General features: G+C 71.3%; 17 protein-coding genes. 7 read left to right on the plus strand and 10 right to left on the minus strand.

All coding sequences use genetic code 11. The features are described 5' to 3' along the window. Positions 1 to 36: 36 nt before the first annotated feature. Genes ACFYXF_RS02380 through ACFYXF_RS02395 form a run of 4 tightly spaced genes read right to left on the minus strand, consistent with a single transcriptional unit; the run spans position 37 to position 3,905 of the window. Positions 37 to 399, minus strand: a complete 363-nt coding sequence (locus ACFYXF_RS02380; protein WP_389347252.1) for a hypothetical protein — start codon at positions 397 to 399, stop codon at positions 37 to 39. Further along, positions 396 to 1,103, minus strand: a complete 708-nt coding sequence (locus ACFYXF_RS02385; RefSeq protein WP_389347254.1) for an ABC transporter ATP-binding protein — start codon at positions 1,101 to 1,103, stop codon at positions 396 to 398. Before ACFYXF_RS02385 ends, ACFYXF_RS02380 begins: the two co-directional genes overlap by 4 nt. After that, the gene (locus ACFYXF_RS02390; RefSeq protein ID WP_389347256.1) at positions 1,100 to 1,810 is read right to left on the minus strand and encodes an ABC transporter ATP-binding protein; all 711 of its coding nucleotides are present in this window, start codon (positions 1,808 to 1,810) and stop codon (positions 1,100 to 1,102) included. The genes ACFYXF_RS02385 and ACFYXF_RS02390 overlap by 4 nt, the downstream gene beginning before the upstream one ends. Beyond that, positions 1,791 to 3,905, minus strand: a complete 2,115-nt coding sequence (locus ACFYXF_RS02395; protein WP_389347259.1) for an ABC transporter permease — start codon at positions 3,903 to 3,905, stop codon at positions 1,791 to 1,793. Before ACFYXF_RS02395 ends, ACFYXF_RS02390 begins: the two co-directional genes overlap by 20 nt. A 114-nt stretch (positions 3,906 to 4,019) precedes the next feature. Here ACFYXF_RS02395 and ACFYXF_RS02400 point away from each other — a divergent pair, with 114 nt between their 5' ends. From ACFYXF_RS02400 to ACFYXF_RS02420, 5 genes are read left to right on the plus strand one after another with little or no spacing between them, the layout of a single operon-like run. Further along, positions 4,020 to 4,490 (plus strand): pyridoxamine 5'-phosphate oxidase family protein, encoded by a 471-nt coding sequence (locus tag ACFYXF_RS02400; RefSeq protein WP_369031654.1) that lies wholly within the window; start codon positions 4,020 to 4,022, stop codon positions 4,488 to 4,490. 56 nt (positions 4,491 to 4,546) lie between these two features. Next, positions 4,547 to 4,966, plus strand: a complete 420-nt coding sequence (locus ACFYXF_RS02405) for a nuclear transport factor 2 family protein (protein ID WP_389347262.1) — start codon at positions 4,547 to 4,549, stop codon at positions 4,964 to 4,966. Next, the gene (locus ACFYXF_RS02410; protein ID WP_389347265.1) at positions 4,963 to 6,063 is read left to right on the plus strand and encodes an acyl-CoA dehydrogenase family protein; all 1,101 of its coding nucleotides are present in this window, start codon (positions 4,963 to 4,965) and stop codon (positions 6,061 to 6,063) included. The genes ACFYXF_RS02405 and ACFYXF_RS02410 overlap by 4 nt, the downstream gene beginning before the upstream one ends. Before the next feature lie 2 nt (positions 6,064 to 6,065). Continuing rightward, positions 6,066 to 6,854, plus strand: a complete 789-nt coding sequence (locus tag ACFYXF_RS02415; protein WP_389347267.1) for an acyl-CoA dehydrogenase family protein — start codon at positions 6,066 to 6,068, stop codon at positions 6,852 to 6,854. 30 nt (positions 6,855 to 6,884) lie between these two features. After that, positions 6,885 to 7,685, plus strand: a complete 801-nt coding sequence (locus tag ACFYXF_RS02420; RefSeq protein WP_389347269.1) for an acyl-CoA thioesterase — start codon at positions 6,885 to 6,887, stop codon at positions 7,683 to 7,685. Positions 7,686 to 7,697: 12 nt separating this feature from the next. On the opposite strand, the gene ACFYXF_RS02425 is transcribed toward ACFYXF_RS02420, so the two are convergent. Next, complete coding sequence (locus ACFYXF_RS02425; RefSeq protein ID WP_389347271.1) at positions 7,698 to 8,843, minus strand: thiolase family protein; 1,146 nt, start codon at positions 8,841 to 8,843, stop codon at positions 7,698 to 7,700. After that, positions 8,836 to 10,260 (minus strand): class I adenylate-forming enzyme family protein, encoded by a 1,425-nt coding sequence (locus ACFYXF_RS02430; protein ID WP_389348450.1) that lies wholly within the window; start codon positions 10,258 to 10,260, stop codon positions 8,836 to 8,838. Before ACFYXF_RS02430 ends, ACFYXF_RS02425 begins: the two co-directional genes overlap by 8 nt. Before the next feature lie 66 nt (positions 10,261 to 10,326). Here ACFYXF_RS02430 and ACFYXF_RS02435 point away from each other — a divergent pair, with 66 nt between their 5' ends. Both ACFYXF_RS02435 and ACFYXF_RS02440 read left to right on the plus strand, forming a co-directional pair. Beyond that, positions 10,327 to 11,091 (plus strand): SDR family oxidoreductase, encoded by a 765-nt coding sequence (locus ACFYXF_RS02435; protein ID WP_389347273.1) that lies wholly within the window; start codon positions 10,327 to 10,329, stop codon positions 11,089 to 11,091. After that, the gene (locus ACFYXF_RS02440) at positions 11,088 to 11,858 is read left to right on the plus strand and encodes an SDR family NAD(P)-dependent oxidoreductase (protein WP_389347275.1); all 771 of its coding nucleotides are present in this window, start codon (positions 11,088 to 11,090) and stop codon (positions 11,856 to 11,858) included. Before ACFYXF_RS02435 ends, ACFYXF_RS02440 begins: the two co-directional genes overlap by 4 nt. Before the next feature lie 69 nt (positions 11,859 to 11,927). On the opposite strand, the gene ACFYXF_RS02445 is transcribed toward ACFYXF_RS02440, so the two are convergent. The 4 genes from ACFYXF_RS02445 to ACFYXF_RS02460 are packed head-to-tail and all read right to left on the minus strand — an operon-like array spanning position 11,928 to position 15,224. Continuing rightward, positions 11,928 to 12,758, minus strand: a complete 831-nt coding sequence (locus ACFYXF_RS02445) for an SDR family oxidoreductase (RefSeq protein WP_389347277.1) — start codon at positions 12,756 to 12,758, stop codon at positions 11,928 to 11,930. After that, positions 12,755 to 13,210: a VOC family protein gene (locus ACFYXF_RS02450; protein ID WP_389347279.1), complete on the minus strand. Its 456-nt coding sequence runs from the start codon at positions 13,208 to 13,210 to the stop codon at positions 12,755 to 12,757. The genes ACFYXF_RS02445 and ACFYXF_RS02450 overlap by 4 nt, the downstream gene beginning before the upstream one ends. Then, the gene (locus ACFYXF_RS02455; protein ID WP_389347281.1) at positions 13,207 to 14,271 is read right to left on the minus strand and encodes a CaiB/BaiF CoA transferase family protein; all 1,065 of its coding nucleotides are present in this window, start codon (positions 14,269 to 14,271) and stop codon (positions 13,207 to 13,209) included. Before ACFYXF_RS02455 ends, ACFYXF_RS02450 begins: the two co-directional genes overlap by 4 nt. Beyond that, entirely contained in the window at positions 14,268 to 15,224 is a 957-nt protein-coding gene (locus tag ACFYXF_RS02460; protein ID WP_389347283.1) for an LLM class F420-dependent oxidoreductase, read from the minus strand. Before ACFYXF_RS02460 ends, ACFYXF_RS02455 begins: the two co-directional genes overlap by 4 nt. Between the last annotated feature and the right edge of the window lie 51 nt (positions 15,225 to 15,275).

A 15,275-nucleotide genomic window follows, 5' to 3' on the forward strand; every position in this document is an offset into this window, starting at 1 on the left:
GGGTTCCCTTTCGGACTGTCGGTCGGGGGCTCGGGGTCATTCCGGGTCCCGCAGCCGGTCCGGTTCGCGCAGTCGTTCCGCGAGGAGGCTGACGTCGTACGACTGGCGGGCCATCCAGAACCGCAGGAAGCCGGTGAGGGAGTAGCGCAGGAAGAGCGCCGAGCCGACCACGCCGGAGGCGATTCCGGCGATGCCGAGGGCGAGGCCGTCGTTCTGGACGAGGGGATCGAGGGTGTTGTGGGTGACCAGGTAGCCGGAGGCGCCGAGGATCACGCCCAGGGCCATCAGGACTCCGCCCAGACGCAGCCAGAGGGTGGAGCGGGCGGCGGCCGGGTCGGGGATCTTCAGTTCGGTCAGTTCGCGGACGAAACGGTCCGCACGTGGCTCGGTGGATGTCATGCGGAACTCCCGAGGTAGAGAGCGGACAGTTCGGCGCGCAACCCGTCGTCGGGGTGGCCCTGCCGTTGGACCTTGCCGCGGACGAGTACGGCGGCACGGTCGGCGATGTCGAGTACGGCGGCGGCGAACTGCTCGACGACCAGGACGGCCACGCCCTGCCGGGCGATCTCGGCAACCTGTTCGTAGAGGCGGGCGACCACCAACGGGGCGAGTCCCATGGAGAGTTCGTCGAGGAGGAGGACGGCCGGGTCGGTGGCGAGGCCCCGGGCGAGGGCGAGCATCTGCTGTTCGCCGCCGGACATGGTGCCCGCCGGCTGGGAGGCGCGCCGGGCGAGGGCGGGGAAGCGGGTGTACGCGATGTCCTCGATCTCGGCGCGGGTGCGGCCGGTGTAGGTCATCATCAGGAGGTTGTCGCGCACCGAGAGGTTGGGGAACACCCCGCGCCCCTCGGGGATCAGGCAGACTCCGGCGCGGGCCAGGTCGCGCGGGTCTGCGCCCGTCATGTCCCGTCCGCCGAGCAGGAGTTGGCCGGACTCGGCGGGATGGACGCCTGCCGCGATCCTCAACGTGGTGGTCTTTCCAGCGCCGTTGGGGCCGAGCAGCGCCACCACCTCGCCGGCGGCGACGCCGAGATCGACCCCGTGCAGGACGGTGATCCGTTCGTGGGCGGCGCGGATGCCGCGCAGTTCGAGTAGCGCGTTCACGCGTCCCCCAGGTAGGCGGCAAGGACCGTCTCGTCGTTGCGGATCACCTCGGGCGGGCCGACGGCGATGACCTTCCCGAGGTCGAGGACGTACACGTCGTCGCACACGCCCATGACGAGACTCATGTCGTGCTCGACGAGGACGACGGCCGTACCGTCGTCGGCGAGGGAGCGCAGAAGGGCGGCGAAGCGTTCGGTCTCCTCGGCGTCCTGTCCTGCGGCGGGTTCGTCGAGGAGGAGCACCTTGGGGCGCAGGGCGAGCGCCCGGCCGACCTCGACCAGGCGGCCGACGCCGGTGGGGAGGGTGTCGGGGGCCGTGTCGGCGATGCCGGTCAGGCCGAGGCGGTCGAGGATCTCCTTCACCACGCCTGCCGCGCGCGGGCGTTCGGGGCCGAGTTCGGCGGCGACGAGCAGGTTGTCGTGCACGCTGAGCCGGCCGAACAGCTCCAACCGCTGGAAGGTACGGGCGAGTCCGCACTTGGCGCGGGCGGAGGGACGCATCCGGGTGACGTCCCGGTCGTCGAGGAAGACGCGCCCCGACGACGGCCTGCGCAGCCCGGACGCGACGTCGAACAGGGTACTTTTCCCTGCCCCGTTGGGCCCGATGAGCCCGGTGATCCGGCCGGGCTCGGCGGTCATGGCGACCCCGTCCAGGGCCCGGTTCCCGCCGAAGGCGACCGTCACTCCACTAACTCGCAGCGACGCCACGGGCCAGCACCTCCCCGTCCTCCGGGCGCCAGTCGCGCCGTACGCCCCACCACTCGACCGGAATCTCCGGCTCGGCCGCCGGGGCCTGCCGGACGCTCGCCCATGTCCGTAGTGCCACTGCCACGACGAGGGCTCCGCCGAGGAAGGTCCAGCCGTTGATGAGGTCACCGAGGCGCAGCAGCCAGGCCGTTGCCAGCCAGGCGACGAGTGCCGTGAGCGCGATACGGTCGCGGCCGAGCGGCTCCCACTGGCGCCGGAAGTGGGGCGCGATGCCGTCGGGGTTCTTGCCGAGACCCATGCCCGCGAGGGCCGGCAGCAGGGCGACCGGGTTCTGCAGCGAGGGCGCCACGGCGACCAGGGCGTTGGTCGGGCCGATGAGCGCCGTACCGGTGAACAGGCCGTTGCCGACCGCGCCGAGGCCGCCGATCACCGCGACCAGGAAGATCGGCAGCCCGGCGATGAGGTTGAACTGGTCGGGGGTGATGGCCCGTTGCTGCATTCCGTAGAGCGCGCCGCCGAGGCCGGCGATGCCCGAGGCCAGCGAGAACACCAGCACCTTGGTGAAGAGGAGGTTGCCGCCGAGGGTGGCGTACGCGGCCTCGCTGTCGCGCAGGGCGATCAGCCGACGCCCGAACCGGCCCCGCCGCAGCGCCGCCACACCGATCGAGGCGAGGGCGAGACAGACCGCGGCGAGCACCATCAGCTCCTCCCCGCTGTCCAGTCGTAGCCCGAACAGCGAGGGGCCGGTCACTTCCACCGAGCCCTGGTCGAACAGCACGACCTCGACGCCGAGGACATGGAAGGCGGGCAGGGTGAAGATCCAGCGGTCGAGCACGACGGCGAAGGCGGCGGTACCCAGCGCCAGATACACGCCGGACAGCCGTAGCGCGGGCAGCGCGATCAGCGCCCCGGCCACCGCCGCTACCAGCACCGCGAGGCCCAGCGCCCACAGCTGCCCGTGCGCCCCGAAGTGCGCCCACACGACGGCGCCGATCCCGGCCATGCTCAGCTGGCACAGGGAGATCTGGCCCGCGTAACCGGTCAGGGGGACGTACGAGAGTGCCACCACGCCGAGCGAGAAGATCGGCCCGTATGTGATGAGGTCGGCCTCGCCGAGCATCGAGGCCAGCACGACGCCGAAGGCGATGGTGGCGGCGGCGAACACCAGTGTGCCGCGTGCCGTCGGCACCGGGACCGGGGCCAGCCGCCGGTCGCGGCCGCGCAGCCGCCGGTGCGGGAACACCAGCAGGGCGATGAACAGGAGCAGCGCGGGCGCGGCGAGGCGCAGGCCCGGCAGGTAGTCGTTCTGCGGCAGATAGCCGGTGAGATAGCTCTCCGTGCAGCCGATGACGACGGCGCCGATGAAGGTGAGCGGCACACTGCGCAGCCGGCCGAAGACGGCGGCGGTGTAGGCGCTGACGATCAGGAGGGAGAGCTGGGCGGCGTCGAGCGTGACGCTCGGCGCGATCAGGATGCCGCCGAGCGCGGCGAGTTGAGTACCCAGAATCCAGGCGGCCTTGTTGGCCCGTACGGGATCGGCGCCCGTGAGTCCGACGAGCGCGCGGTCGTCGACGGTGGCGCGCATCTCGGCGCCGGCGCGGGTGCGGTAGAGCAGGATCCGCAGGCCTACCGCGACCGCGATGGCGACGCCCATGGTGATGGCCTGGTGCCAGGTGACGGCGGCCGGGCCGATGTGAAAGGGCGCCCGGTCGTCGAAGAAGGCCGGCAACGGGCGGGCCACGTTCGGGTCCCAGATCCAGCGCGCTACCCCAATGAGGCCACTCAATAGTGCGACGGTCATCACCAGTCGTTCCGCTTCCCCCAGCGCCTGGACAGGCCGCAGGATGAAGCGTTCGACAAGGAGACCGAACGCCGGGGCGAGCAGAAGCAGGACGACGACCAGTGCGACCGGAACCGGCCAGCCCCAGCCGACGGTGAGCTGCCAGTAGGTGAACGCCGAGAGCATGCCCGCGGCGCCATGGGCGAAGTTGAAGACGCCGGTGGTGGTGTAGGTGAGCACGAGACCGCTGCCGATGACCGCATAGATCGCGGCGGTACTGAGGCCGACGATCCCGAAGGTGAGGAACTGGTCCATGACGCGCCGCCACTCGATGCCGGGGTAGGCCGACTGAGTGTCCCCCTCTCTAAAGCTGGAAACTAGCTTCTCACTTAGAGAGAATCAACCATTCGGACAATGCTGGGAGAAACGATGACCGGACAGCGCAGGGGAACCTCGATCGCCATGACGGAGTCGGAACGGGACGCGTTTCTGCGCGCCCAGCCCGTATGCCGGGTGGCGACGGTCGGGGCGGGCGGGCACCCCCATGTCAGTGCCCTGTGGTTCGTGTGGGACGGGACGGCCCTGTGGCTGAACTCGCTGGTCCGCAGCCAGCGCTGGACCGACCTCGACCGCGACCCGAGGCTCAGCGTGATCGTCGACGACGGCGGCGCCGACTTCATGCAGCTGCGGGGCGTGGAGCTGAAGGGCAGCGTCCAAGTGGTCGGGGAGACACCCCGGAAGGGGGCTCCCGTGGATGAACTCCGCGAGCCTGAACGGCTGTTCGCGGACAAGTACGCGGGCGGCAAGGACTTCCCGTACGACGGGCGGCACGCCTGGCTGCGTGTGACGACGGAGAAGGTGGTGAGCTGGGACTTCTCGAAGCTGCGGAAGGACCGTTGACGCTCCGACCCCCGCCGTGAGAACCTTCCGCTCTCCATAAGAGAATGGAATTCTCAATGTCCACTGACGACCTGATGGAGATCCAGCAACTGCTGGCCCGGTACGCGGTGTACATCACCCAGGGCGACCTGGACGGAGTGCTCGCGGTCTTCACCCCCGACGGCACCTACAGCGCCTTCGGCGACACCTACGGCCTCGACGAGTTCCCGGCGCTGGTCGCGGCGGCTCCGAAGGGGCTCTTCCTCACCGGGACCGCCGTGGTCGAGCCGGGCGCGGACAAGGACTCCGCGTCCGGCACCCAGCCGCTGTGCTTCGTCGACCACTCCACCCACGACCTGCGCATCGGCTACTACAACGACACCTATGTGCGCACCGCCGACGGCTGGCGGCTGCGCACGCGCGCCATGACGTTCATCCGCCGCAGCGGTGCGCACGACTCGGGCCGCCCGCACGCCTACCAGCGCCCGGGGACATGAACGTCCCCGAGTTCCGGGCGGACCTGCGGCGCTGGCTGGACACGAACGACCTCTCCCCCGGCCCCGACGACTCGCTCGACGCGCAGGTCGCACAGCTCGCCCGGGTCCGGCGCGCGCTGTACGAGGCAGGGTGGATGCGGTACGGATGGCCCGCCGAGGTGAGGGGGCTCGGCGGGCCCGCCGTACTGCGCGCGGTACTCGGCGAGGAGGTCGCCACCCGGGGCCTGGCCGAGCCCGGGATCTACTCCATGGTCGAGGTCCTGGCCCCGACGATGATCTCGTACGCGCGTCCGGAGCTGGCCGCCGAAATGGTCCCGCGGCTGCTCGGCGGACGGGAACAGTGGTGCCAGGGCTTCTCGGAACCGGGTTCCGGCAGCGATCTCGCCTCGCTCTCCACCAGGGCCGTCCCCCGGGGCGAGGACTGGGTGGTGACCGGCCAGAAGGTGTGGACGAGCCTCGCCCAGTACGCCGCCCGCTGCGTCCTGCTCACCCGCACGGCTCCCGGGCACGCGGGCATCACCGCGTTCTTCGTCGACATGGACACCCCAGGGATCACCGTCCGGCCGCTGCGCACGATGCACGGGGTGGACGAGTTCGCGGAGGTCTTCTTCGACGATGTCGTCGTCCCCCGCGACCGGATGCTGGGCAGTCCGGGCGACGGCTGGCAGCTGGCGATGGACCTGCTCCCGCACGAGCGCTCGACGTGCTTCTGGCACCGGATCGCCCATCTCTACACACGGCTTGACCACCTGCTGGAGCAGACGCCCGCACCGGACTCCCCCCAGGACGACGACGCCCTCGGCGCCGCCTACCTCGCCCTGCACACCGCCCGCTGCCGTTCCCACACGACGCAACGGCGCCTGGCGGAGGGCGAGCACCTGGGCCCGGAGACCTCCGTAGACAAGGTCCTGCTGGCCACGGCGGAGCAACAACTCTTCGACACCGTACGGGACTTGCTGCCCGGAGTGCTGGAGCTGACGGAGTCCCCCTGGCGGTCGGAGTACCTGTACTCGCGCGCCGCGACCATCTACGGCGGTACCGCCGAGATCCAGCGGAACATCATCGCGCGCCGGTTGCTGAACCTGGGGAAGGAGTAGCCGTGGACACCGCCGAACGGGACCTGCTGGCCGAGACGCTCCGCAAGACGATGGCGACGGCGACGGGTCCGGCGCTCGACTCGGCACTGACCGACCTCGGTTGGGCCGACCTGTTGGCGGAGGCGCCCGAGGTCGCGCTCCCGCTCGTGTTCCGGCTGCTCGGCGAGACGGGCGCACATGCGTCGCTCCTCAACGACGTGGTGCTGCACGCGGCGGACCGACCGCTCGGGGGGACGCCGGCGTTGCCGTACACCGGCGGCTCATGGGTGGTGTGGGAGCGCGGCGGGAGTGGTACGCCGGGTGTCTCCCTCGACGGTGAACTGCCGTTGCAGGTAAGGCCAGTTGGGGAGCCGATTCCGCTCGGCGCGGGTCGTCGGGCGCTCGGCTGGTGGCTGCTGGGTACCGGGCGGGCGATGCTCGCGCTGGCCCGGACGCATGTGCTGGACCGGACCCAGTTCGGCCGGCCCCTCGCCTCCTTCCAGGCGGTACGGCACCGGCTCGCGGAGACGCTCGTCGCGCTCGACGGCGCCGAGGCGACCCTCGTGGCCGCCGACGACGACCTCGGTTCCCTGCTGGCCAAGGCCGCGGCCGGGCGGGCGGCGCTGACGGCGGCCCGGCACTGTCAGCAGGTCCTGGGCGGTATCGGCTTCACCGCCGAGCACGATCTGCACCGGCATGTCCGCCGGGCGCTCGTCCTGGACGGACTGCTGGGCAGCGCACGGGAGTTGACGCGGGAGGCGGGGACGCTCGTACGGGAGGGGCGGTCGGCACCTCGGCTGGTTCAGCTCTGACACTCTCTCTTTCTCACCTTGGGAGCCACTGTGACGGATCTCTGGAGTGACTTGCTCGCGTGCCTCGAACTCCGCCCCGCTGAAGAGGACTTGGCGTTCGAGGGGGCCAACCAGCGCCTCGGCTACCGCCGGTTGTTCGGCGGGCAGCTGCTGGGCCAGTTCGTGCGGGCGGCCTCGTCGGCCTGCCCGGACAAGGCGGTGAAGTCCGTACACGCCCTCTTCTCGCGCGAGGGGCGACCCGACGAACCCGTCCGCTACGAGGTGACGCGGCATCACGAGGGTTCCACGTTCGCCACGTTGGGGATCGTCGCCCGTCAGTCCCACGGCGTCATGGCCACCGCGTCGGTGTCGATGCACGTCCTGGAGGACGGCCAGGACCACCAGGTGCCGTTCCAGGTGCCTGCCGTACCCGGTGAGGAATACGCGGTGGACCTGAATCTGCTGCCCTGGGACACCCGCGCGGACACCGACCTCGACACCCCGAAGTCGGAGGCGCCGGAGTACGAACTCTGGATGCGGACCCCGGCCGTCGCGCCCGAACTGGCCCCGGCCCTCACGGCGTACGCCACCGATCTGAGTCTCATCGGCACCGCGCTGCGCCAGGTCGAGGGGGTCGGTCAGCAGGACGCGAACAAGGTGTTCACCTCGGCCGTGACGGCACACACCGTGCGCTTCCACCGCCCCTTCCGGACGGACTCCTGGCTGCTCCTGCGCCAGCACAGCCCCCTTGTGGCGCACGGGCGTTGCTACGGCCACGGTGACGTCCTCACCGAAGAGGGCTCCCTGGTCGCCTCGTACGCCCAGGAAGCCCTGCTCCGTTTCAAGAACTGACCGACTCCCGGCTCAGGGCGCGGCTACCTCGATCACCGTCGCCGAGCCCATCCCCCCGCCCGCGCACATGGCGGCGACGCCGATCCCGCCGCCGCGCCGGCGCAGTTCGTGCACGAGGGTGACCAGCATCCGGGCACCCGTGGCGGCGACCGGGTGGCCGAGTGAGCAGCCGCTGCCGTTCACGTTGACGTGGTCCGGGTCGAGGCCGAGTTGTTTGATCGCGGCCACGGGTACGACGGCGAAGGCCTCGTTGATCTCGTAGAGGTCGACGTCGGAGAGTGAGAGCCCGGCGCGTTTCAGGGCCTTGGGGATCGCGGTGACGGGGGCGAGGCCCATGTCGGCCGGGTCGACACCGACGGACGCCCACGCCCGGACCGTACCGAGCGCCGGGAGGCCGAGTCGGTCGCTGGCGATGACGAGGGCCGCCGCGCCGTCGTTCGCGCCGCCCGCGTTGCCGGCCGTGATGCTGAACCCCTCGATCTCCGGGTGGAGCGGCTTGAGCGCGGCCAGTTTCTCCGCGCTGGTGCTGCGGCGCGGGTGCTCGTCGACGGAGAACAAGCCGTGCGGGGTGTCGATCGGGCGGAGTTCGGCGGCGAAGCGGCCCTCGTCGATGGCGCGGACGGCGTTGCGGTGCGAGCGCAGCGCCCACTCGTCCATCTCGGCGCGGCTGATGCCCGCCCGGACGGCCGTGTTCCAGCCGACGGTGATCGACATGTCGGTGTTGGGGGCGTCCGGTGTGGCAGGGTGCGTCGGCGACATCCAGGGTTCCCACTCGCCGTCGACCTTGGCCACCGAACGCGGCGATGTGGAGGCCGAGTTGACTCCGCCGGCGATGACGAGTTCGTCCATGCCGGCACGGATGCTCGCCGCCGCGCTCTGCACGGCGGCCTGACCGGCGGCGCAGTGCCGGTTGTGGGCGAGCCCGGGCACCCAGGTGAGGCCGGTGGTCACGGCCGCGTGCCGGGCGATGACACCACCGCCGTACAGGCCCTCGCCGAGGACGATGTCGTCGATGAGGGCCGTGTCCACGCCCTCAGTGCCGGCAGCCGCGGCGACGATGTGATGGGCGAGATCGAAGGCCGTGGTGTCGCGCAGGGTGCCCTTGAAGGCGGTGCCGACGGGAGTGCGCAGGGCGGACACGATGACTGCTTCAGGCATGGGTGGTCTCCAGGTCGGCGAGCAGGGTGCGGCGCAGCAGCTTTCCGGTGTCGGTCTTCGGCAGTTCGGCGCGGAAGACGACGGTGTCGGGCGTCTTGGCGGAGCGCAGACGGGCCTTGACCCAGGCGCGGATCTCGTCCGGGTCGCCCTCCCCGACGAGCACGGCGACGATCCGCTGCCCCCACTCCGGATCGGGCAGCCCGATCACGGCAGCCTCGACGATGCCGGGATGGGCGAGGAGTACGTCCTCGATCTCGGCCGGGGCGATGTTCTCGCCGCCCCGGATGATGGTGTCGTCGGCACGCCCCTCGATGAACAGATAGCCGTCGGCGTCGAGCCGCCCCCGGTCCCGGGTGGCGAACCAGCCGGCGGGATCGAGCGCGTGACCGCGTCCGCCGTACTCACCGGAGATCTGCTCGCCGCGCACGAACACCAGCCCAGTACACCCGAGTTGGACCACCTCGTCGGACTCTTCACCGCGGATCTGGATCTCGACGCCGGGCAGCGCGCGCCCGACGGACCCGAGCCGGTCGCGCACCGCCGGTTCGTCGCAGACGAGGGCCTCGCGGTGGTCGTCGGGGCCGAGCACGGCGATCGAGGACGCCGTCTCGGTCAGGCCGTACGCGTTCACGAACCCGGTGTCCGGGAAGGCCCGCAGCGCCCGTTCGACGACGGGTCGCGGGGTGCGGGCGCCACCGTACGCGAGGCTGCGAAGCGTCGGTGTCCCGGCGGTGGCGCCGTCGGGGACCTCGGCGACGATCCGGGCCAGCATCGTCGGGACGACCAGCGCGTGGGTGACGCGTTCGCGTCGGACGGTGGCCAGCCAGTCGGGCGCGTCGAAGGCGGACTGGTACACGATCCGGCGCCCGGAGTAGAGGTTCGTGAGCAGGTTCATCAGACCGGCCACGTGGTACGGGGGCACCGCCACGAGCGTCGCGGCGTCGGGCTCGGCCGACCCGAACTCCTGGGTGTTGAACACGTAGGCGAGCAGATGGCGGTGGCGCAGGAGAGCCGCCTTGGGCTCGGCCGTCGTACCGCTGGTGTAGAGCACGACCGCGACGGCGTCCTGGTCCTGCGGGGCCGGATCGTCGTCCTGCGGCTGTTCGGCTTCGACGAGTACGTCGAGATCGGCGGGGCGGAGCACCAGGGCGCCCGGGTGGCGGTCCAGGAGCCGGGCCAACTGGTGTTCGCCGAGGCGGTAGTTGAGAGGGATGAAGGGGACTCCCGCCAGAGCCGCGCCGAACAGGGCGACGGGGTAGGCGACATGGTTGGCGCCCAGGTACAACACGGCCGAACGGCGCCGGAATCGGTGCGCGGCGGCCCGGGCGCGGTCCAGCAGCTCCGAGGCGGTCAGGGAACGGTTGTCCGCCGTCACCACCACCCGGTCTCCGGCCGAGGTAGCCATCTCCAGAATCATGGTTATATTCATGAGAACGCTATTCTCATCTGACTAGAGCACTGCTTGCAAGAGAGGAAAACCTTCATGCAGATCAGTGGCAGCTCAGCGGTCGTCGTCGGTGGGGTGGGAGGCCTGGGCGAGGCCACCGTCCGCCGGTTGCACGCGGCGGGAGCGAAGGTGGTCGTCGCCGACCTCGCCGACGAGAAGGGCAAGGCGCTGGAGCAGGAGCTCGGCGTGCGCTACGTCCGGACGGACGCCACCTCCGAGGAGGACGTCCTGGCGGCGCTGGCCGAGGCGGAGTCGGCGGGCCCGCTGCGGATCTCGGTGGACTGCCACGGCGGCCCGGCGAGCGGCGGCCGGCTGATCGGCAAGGACGGAACGCCGATCGGCCTGGAGGGCTTCCGGACGACCATCGAGGTCTATCTGACCGGCGTCTTCAACGTGCTGCGCCTGGCAGCCGCCGCCATCGCCAAGCAGGAGCCGACGGAGGAAGGCGGTCGGGGGGTCGTGGTCAACACCGCTTCGATCGCGGCGTACGAGGGCCAGATCGGCCAACTCCCTTACGCTGCCGCCAAGGGCGGGGTCGTGAGCATGACGCTGGTGGCCGCCCGTGACCTCTCCCCGCTCGGCATCCGGGTCGTCACCATCGCCCCCGGCACCTTCCTGACTCCCGCCTACGGCAAGGCCGGTGACCAGTTGGAGGCCTACTGGGGCCCCCAGATTCCGCATCCCCGGCGAATGGGCCGCTCCCCCGAGTACGCGGCGCTGGTCGAGCACATCTGCGAGAACGACTATCTCAACGGCGAGGTCATACGCCTCGACGGAGCGCTCAGGTTCCCGCCGAAGTGAGCGACATCGGTGGGTCGTTGAGGCCGTTGAAGTCGTTGAAGGGGAAGGTCGCGTTCGTCGCCGGGGCCAGTCGGGGCATCGGACGGACGGTCGCCGTGGCGTTGGCGGAGGCCGGGGCCTCGGTGGCGGTGGCCGCGCGGTCCGAGCAGGCGGGTCGGCTGCCGGGGACGATCCACTCGGTCGCCGACGGGATCACGGAGGCGGGCGGCCGGGCCCTCCCGGTGCCCTGCGACGTCAGCAGCGAGGAGTCGGTGGAGGCGGCCGTGGCGGCGACTGTCGCCGAGTTCGGCGGTATCGACATCCTGATCGCCAACGCCGGGGTGCTGTGGCTCGGCCCGGTCGAGTCCACGCCCCTCAAACGCTGGCAGCTCTGCCTGGACGTCAATCTGACGGGTGTCTTCCTGGTCACCAAGGCCGTGATCCCGTACGTCCGGGAGCGCGGCGGCGGTTCGCTGATTGCGGTGACGACGAGCGGGGTCGGGATGACCGACCGGGGCGCCAACGCGTACTGGGTGTCCAAGGCCGCCGTCGAACGGCTCTATCTCGGGCTCGCCACCGATCTGCGGGCCGACAACATCGCCGTCAACTGCCTGGCCCCGTCCCGGATCGTCCTGACGGAGGGGTGGCAGGCGGCGGGCGGTGGCCGCGAGATACCGCCGGAGATGGTGGAGCCCCCGGAGGCGATGGGCCGGGCCGCGGTGCTGCTGGCCGGGCAGGACGCGAGCGGGATCACGGGGACCGTGCAGCGGTCGGAGTCGGTCGGCTGAGGAGAGCGTGCCGGTTGCCAACTGCTGCCCCTGGTCCAGCAGTTGGCAACCGGTACATCAGGTGAACGCCTACCGGCCCGCTCGCCCCCGTACCGCCGCACAAGCACCGCCGTCGATCAGCAGGTCGATGCCGGTGACGAAGCTCGCCTCCGTCGACAGCAGGAAGGCGACCCCGGCGGCGACCTCCTCGGCGCGGCCCGGGCGGCCGGTCGCCGACCCTCGTACGAGCGCGTCCATGACCGGCTGCTCGGCGGCCTCCTGGCGGCCCTGCGGGGTGTCGATGACGCCGGGCGAGACGGAGCAGATACGGGCGCCGAGCGGGCCGAGCCGGAGCGCCTCCCGTCGTACGAGACGGTGTACCCCGTGTTTGGCCCAGGCGTAGGCGGTGCCACTGTCCTCGACGGCCGGTCCCAGGGCGTCGTGGAGCCGGTCGAGGAACGCGGCGTCGAGCGGATCGTCCAGGACGGCGGCGACGGCCGGATCCGCTTCGAGGTTGCCGAGCAGTGGGGCCATCGAGGCGAAGCACACCATCGCCGTGCCCTGCGTGGCCAGTGGGCGTAGTGCTTCGGCGAGCAGTGCGGTGCCCACCAGGTCGACGGCGAAGATGCTGCGCCAGTCGGCCATCGTGGGTGAGATGCCGGCGGCGTGGGCGACGGCGCGCAGGGTGCCGAGTTCGGCGTTGCGGGCGGCGAGCCGGGCCATGCCGTCGCGGTCGGTGACGTCCAGGACGAACGACTCGACGGCCGCACCCCCATCGGCCGACAGTTCCTTCGCCGCCGCCGTCACCGTCTCCTCGTCCCGGTCGACGAGGAGCAGCGTGTCCACCGTGCCGGTCATGCGCCGCGCGCAGGCCAGTCCCATGCCGCGCCCGGCACCCGTGGCGATACCCACCGTGGTCACTTCGTGCCCCCTCCGTCCGCCCAGAACTTCTCCAGCATCGGCTGGGCCGCCCGGTCCACGAGTTCGACGAGTACGCCGTCCGGGCCTCGCACGAAGGCGAAGTCGGAGCCGGTGGAGCCGATCCGGGACGCCTCGATCGTGTAGCCGAGGTCGGCGAGTCCGGCGCAGTCCGCGGTGACGTCGTCGGACCAGTAGCCGACGTGGTGGACGCCCCCGCCGGGTGCCGCTTCCCAGAGGGTGCCGGGGATGTTCCGGATGATCTCCAGCCGGGGTGCGGTCCGCGAGTACACGCAGCTGAGCCGGACGACGGCCTCGCCGGTCGGCAGCGTCATGTTCAGCGGTCCGGAGATCTCCGCGCACCACTCGTATCCGAACGCCGCCGACAGGCCGGCCAGCGTCCCCTCGAAGTCCTCGGCGACGATGCCGAGATGGAACTGGTCCTCGCCCCTCATGACTCCCCCACCGCATCGCCGTGCTCGCCCAGTCGGGGCGGCGGCCCGTAGTCGGGCTCGTGGCCCGCGATCCGTACGGGGCTGCGGACCAGGCGGAAGTCCCCCGCCGTCACCACGGCCTCGGGCGTGGCGGCCAGCGCCTCCGGCAGCGTCCGTACGGCGGCGGCCGGTACGCCCAGGGGCCGCAGCCGGGACTCCCAGGCGGCGGCGGTATCGGCGGCCAGGGCTCGTGTCACCGCGTCCAGTACTTCTTCCCGCCGCGCCGCCCGCTCGGCCATCGTCGGAAACCCCTCGACGCCCGCCTCGGCCGCGAAGGACTTCCAGAAGCCGTCGTGCGTGACGAACAGCGCCAAGTGGCCCTCGGCGGTGGGGAAGAGCTGCGCCGGTACGTAGTAGGAGTGCGCGCCGAGCGGCAGGCGCCGTGGCTCGGCGCCCTCGTTGAGGTAGGCGGAGGCACGGTAGTTGAGCTGCGACAGCATCACATCCCGCAGGGAGACGTCGACTTGGCCGCCCCGCCCCGAGACGATCTGCGCGAGCAGCCCCAACGCCGCTGTGAGGCCTGTCGAGTTGTCGGCGGCGGAGTAGCCGGGCAGAGTCGGCGGGCCGTCGGGATCGCCGGTGAGCGCGGCGACTCCGGTGGCCGCCTGGACGACGTAGTCGAAGGCGGGTTCGTCGCCCGTCGTCAGCCCGAAGCCGGTCAGCGCGACGCACACGATCCGCTCGTTCCACTTCCTCAGCGCCTCGTAGGTCAGCCCCAGCCGATGGATCGCCGACGGCTTGAGATTGACGAGCAACGCGTGGGCGTCGGTGACGAGTTCACCGAGTCGGTCCTGTCCGGCCCCGGTCGTCAGGTCCAGGCAGATGCTGCGCTTGCCCCGGTTGAGGCTGGCGAAGTAGGCGTCGCTCACCTGCCGCGAGATGTCCCCGCCGGGCGGCTCGATCTTCGTGACCTCGGCTCCGAGGTCGGCGAGCATCATCGTGGCGTAGGGGCCCGCCAGCATATGGCCGACCTCCAGGACACGGATGCCCTCAAGTGGCCCGGCCGTCGACCCGGAGGTCATCGGACTTCCACCGCCAGTGCCGCGAGCATCTCCCGCGTACGGCGCTTGGAGGCGACCAGTTCGTCCCTGCCCTCGCCGATCGGCAGCAGCCGTACGGAGAGGTCGGTGACTCCGGCGTCGGCGAAGCGACGGAAGCGGGCCAGGATGGCCGTCTCGTCACCGGCCGCGCACAGATCGCCGATGTCCTGGGCGTCGCCGTAGTCCAGCAGGCGCTGGTAGTTGGGCGAGATCTCGGCCTCGCCGAGGATGCGGTTGGCGCGCTCGCGGGCCGCGTCGACCTCCGTCGGACGGCAGAGGCAGACGGGGATGCCCGCGACGATCCGGGGCGCCGGGCGGCCCGCGCCTTCGGCGGCCTTGGTGATGCGCGGGACGACGTGGTCGGACACCGCTCGTTCGTCGGCCATCCAGAGGACGGTGCCGTCGGCGCGTTCGCCCGCGAGGGCCAGCATGACCGGGCCGAGTGCGGCGATCAGGACGGGCAGCGGGCCTACCGGGCCGAGGTCGAGCGGGTTGTGCACGGTGAAGGTGGCGTTCTCGACGTCGACCGGGCCGGGGCCGTGCAGGGCCGCGTCCAGGACGTCCAGGTAGTCACGGGTGAACGCGGCCGGCTTCTCGTACGGCAGTCCGAGCATGTCCCGGACGATCCAGTGGTGCGAGGGCCCGACGCCCAGGGCCAGCCGTCCCCCGGTCGCCGCCTGCGCGGACAGCGCCTGGCGGGCGAGGGCGATCGGATGCTGGGCCTGGAGCGGTACGACCGCCGTCCCGATCTCGATCCGTCCGGTCCGCGCACCCATCAGCGCCACGGCCGTCAACGCGTCGAAGTCCGTGGGTATTTGAGGCACCCACGCGGTGTCGAGGCCCGCCTGTTCGGCCCACGTCACATCGTCGATCATCCGCGCGGCCTTGCGCGCGGAATCCCCACGCTCCGGCCCGATCATCACACCGACCCGCACAGTGCCTCCAGGTACGACAGATATCGACAGGTATCCAGCTACAGGTGGGCC

Source organism: Streptomyces sp. NPDC002680 (genome assembly GCF_042889145.1).
Lineage (GTDB): Bacteria > Actinomycetota > Actinomycetes > Streptomycetales > Streptomycetaceae > Streptomyces > Streptomyces adonidis.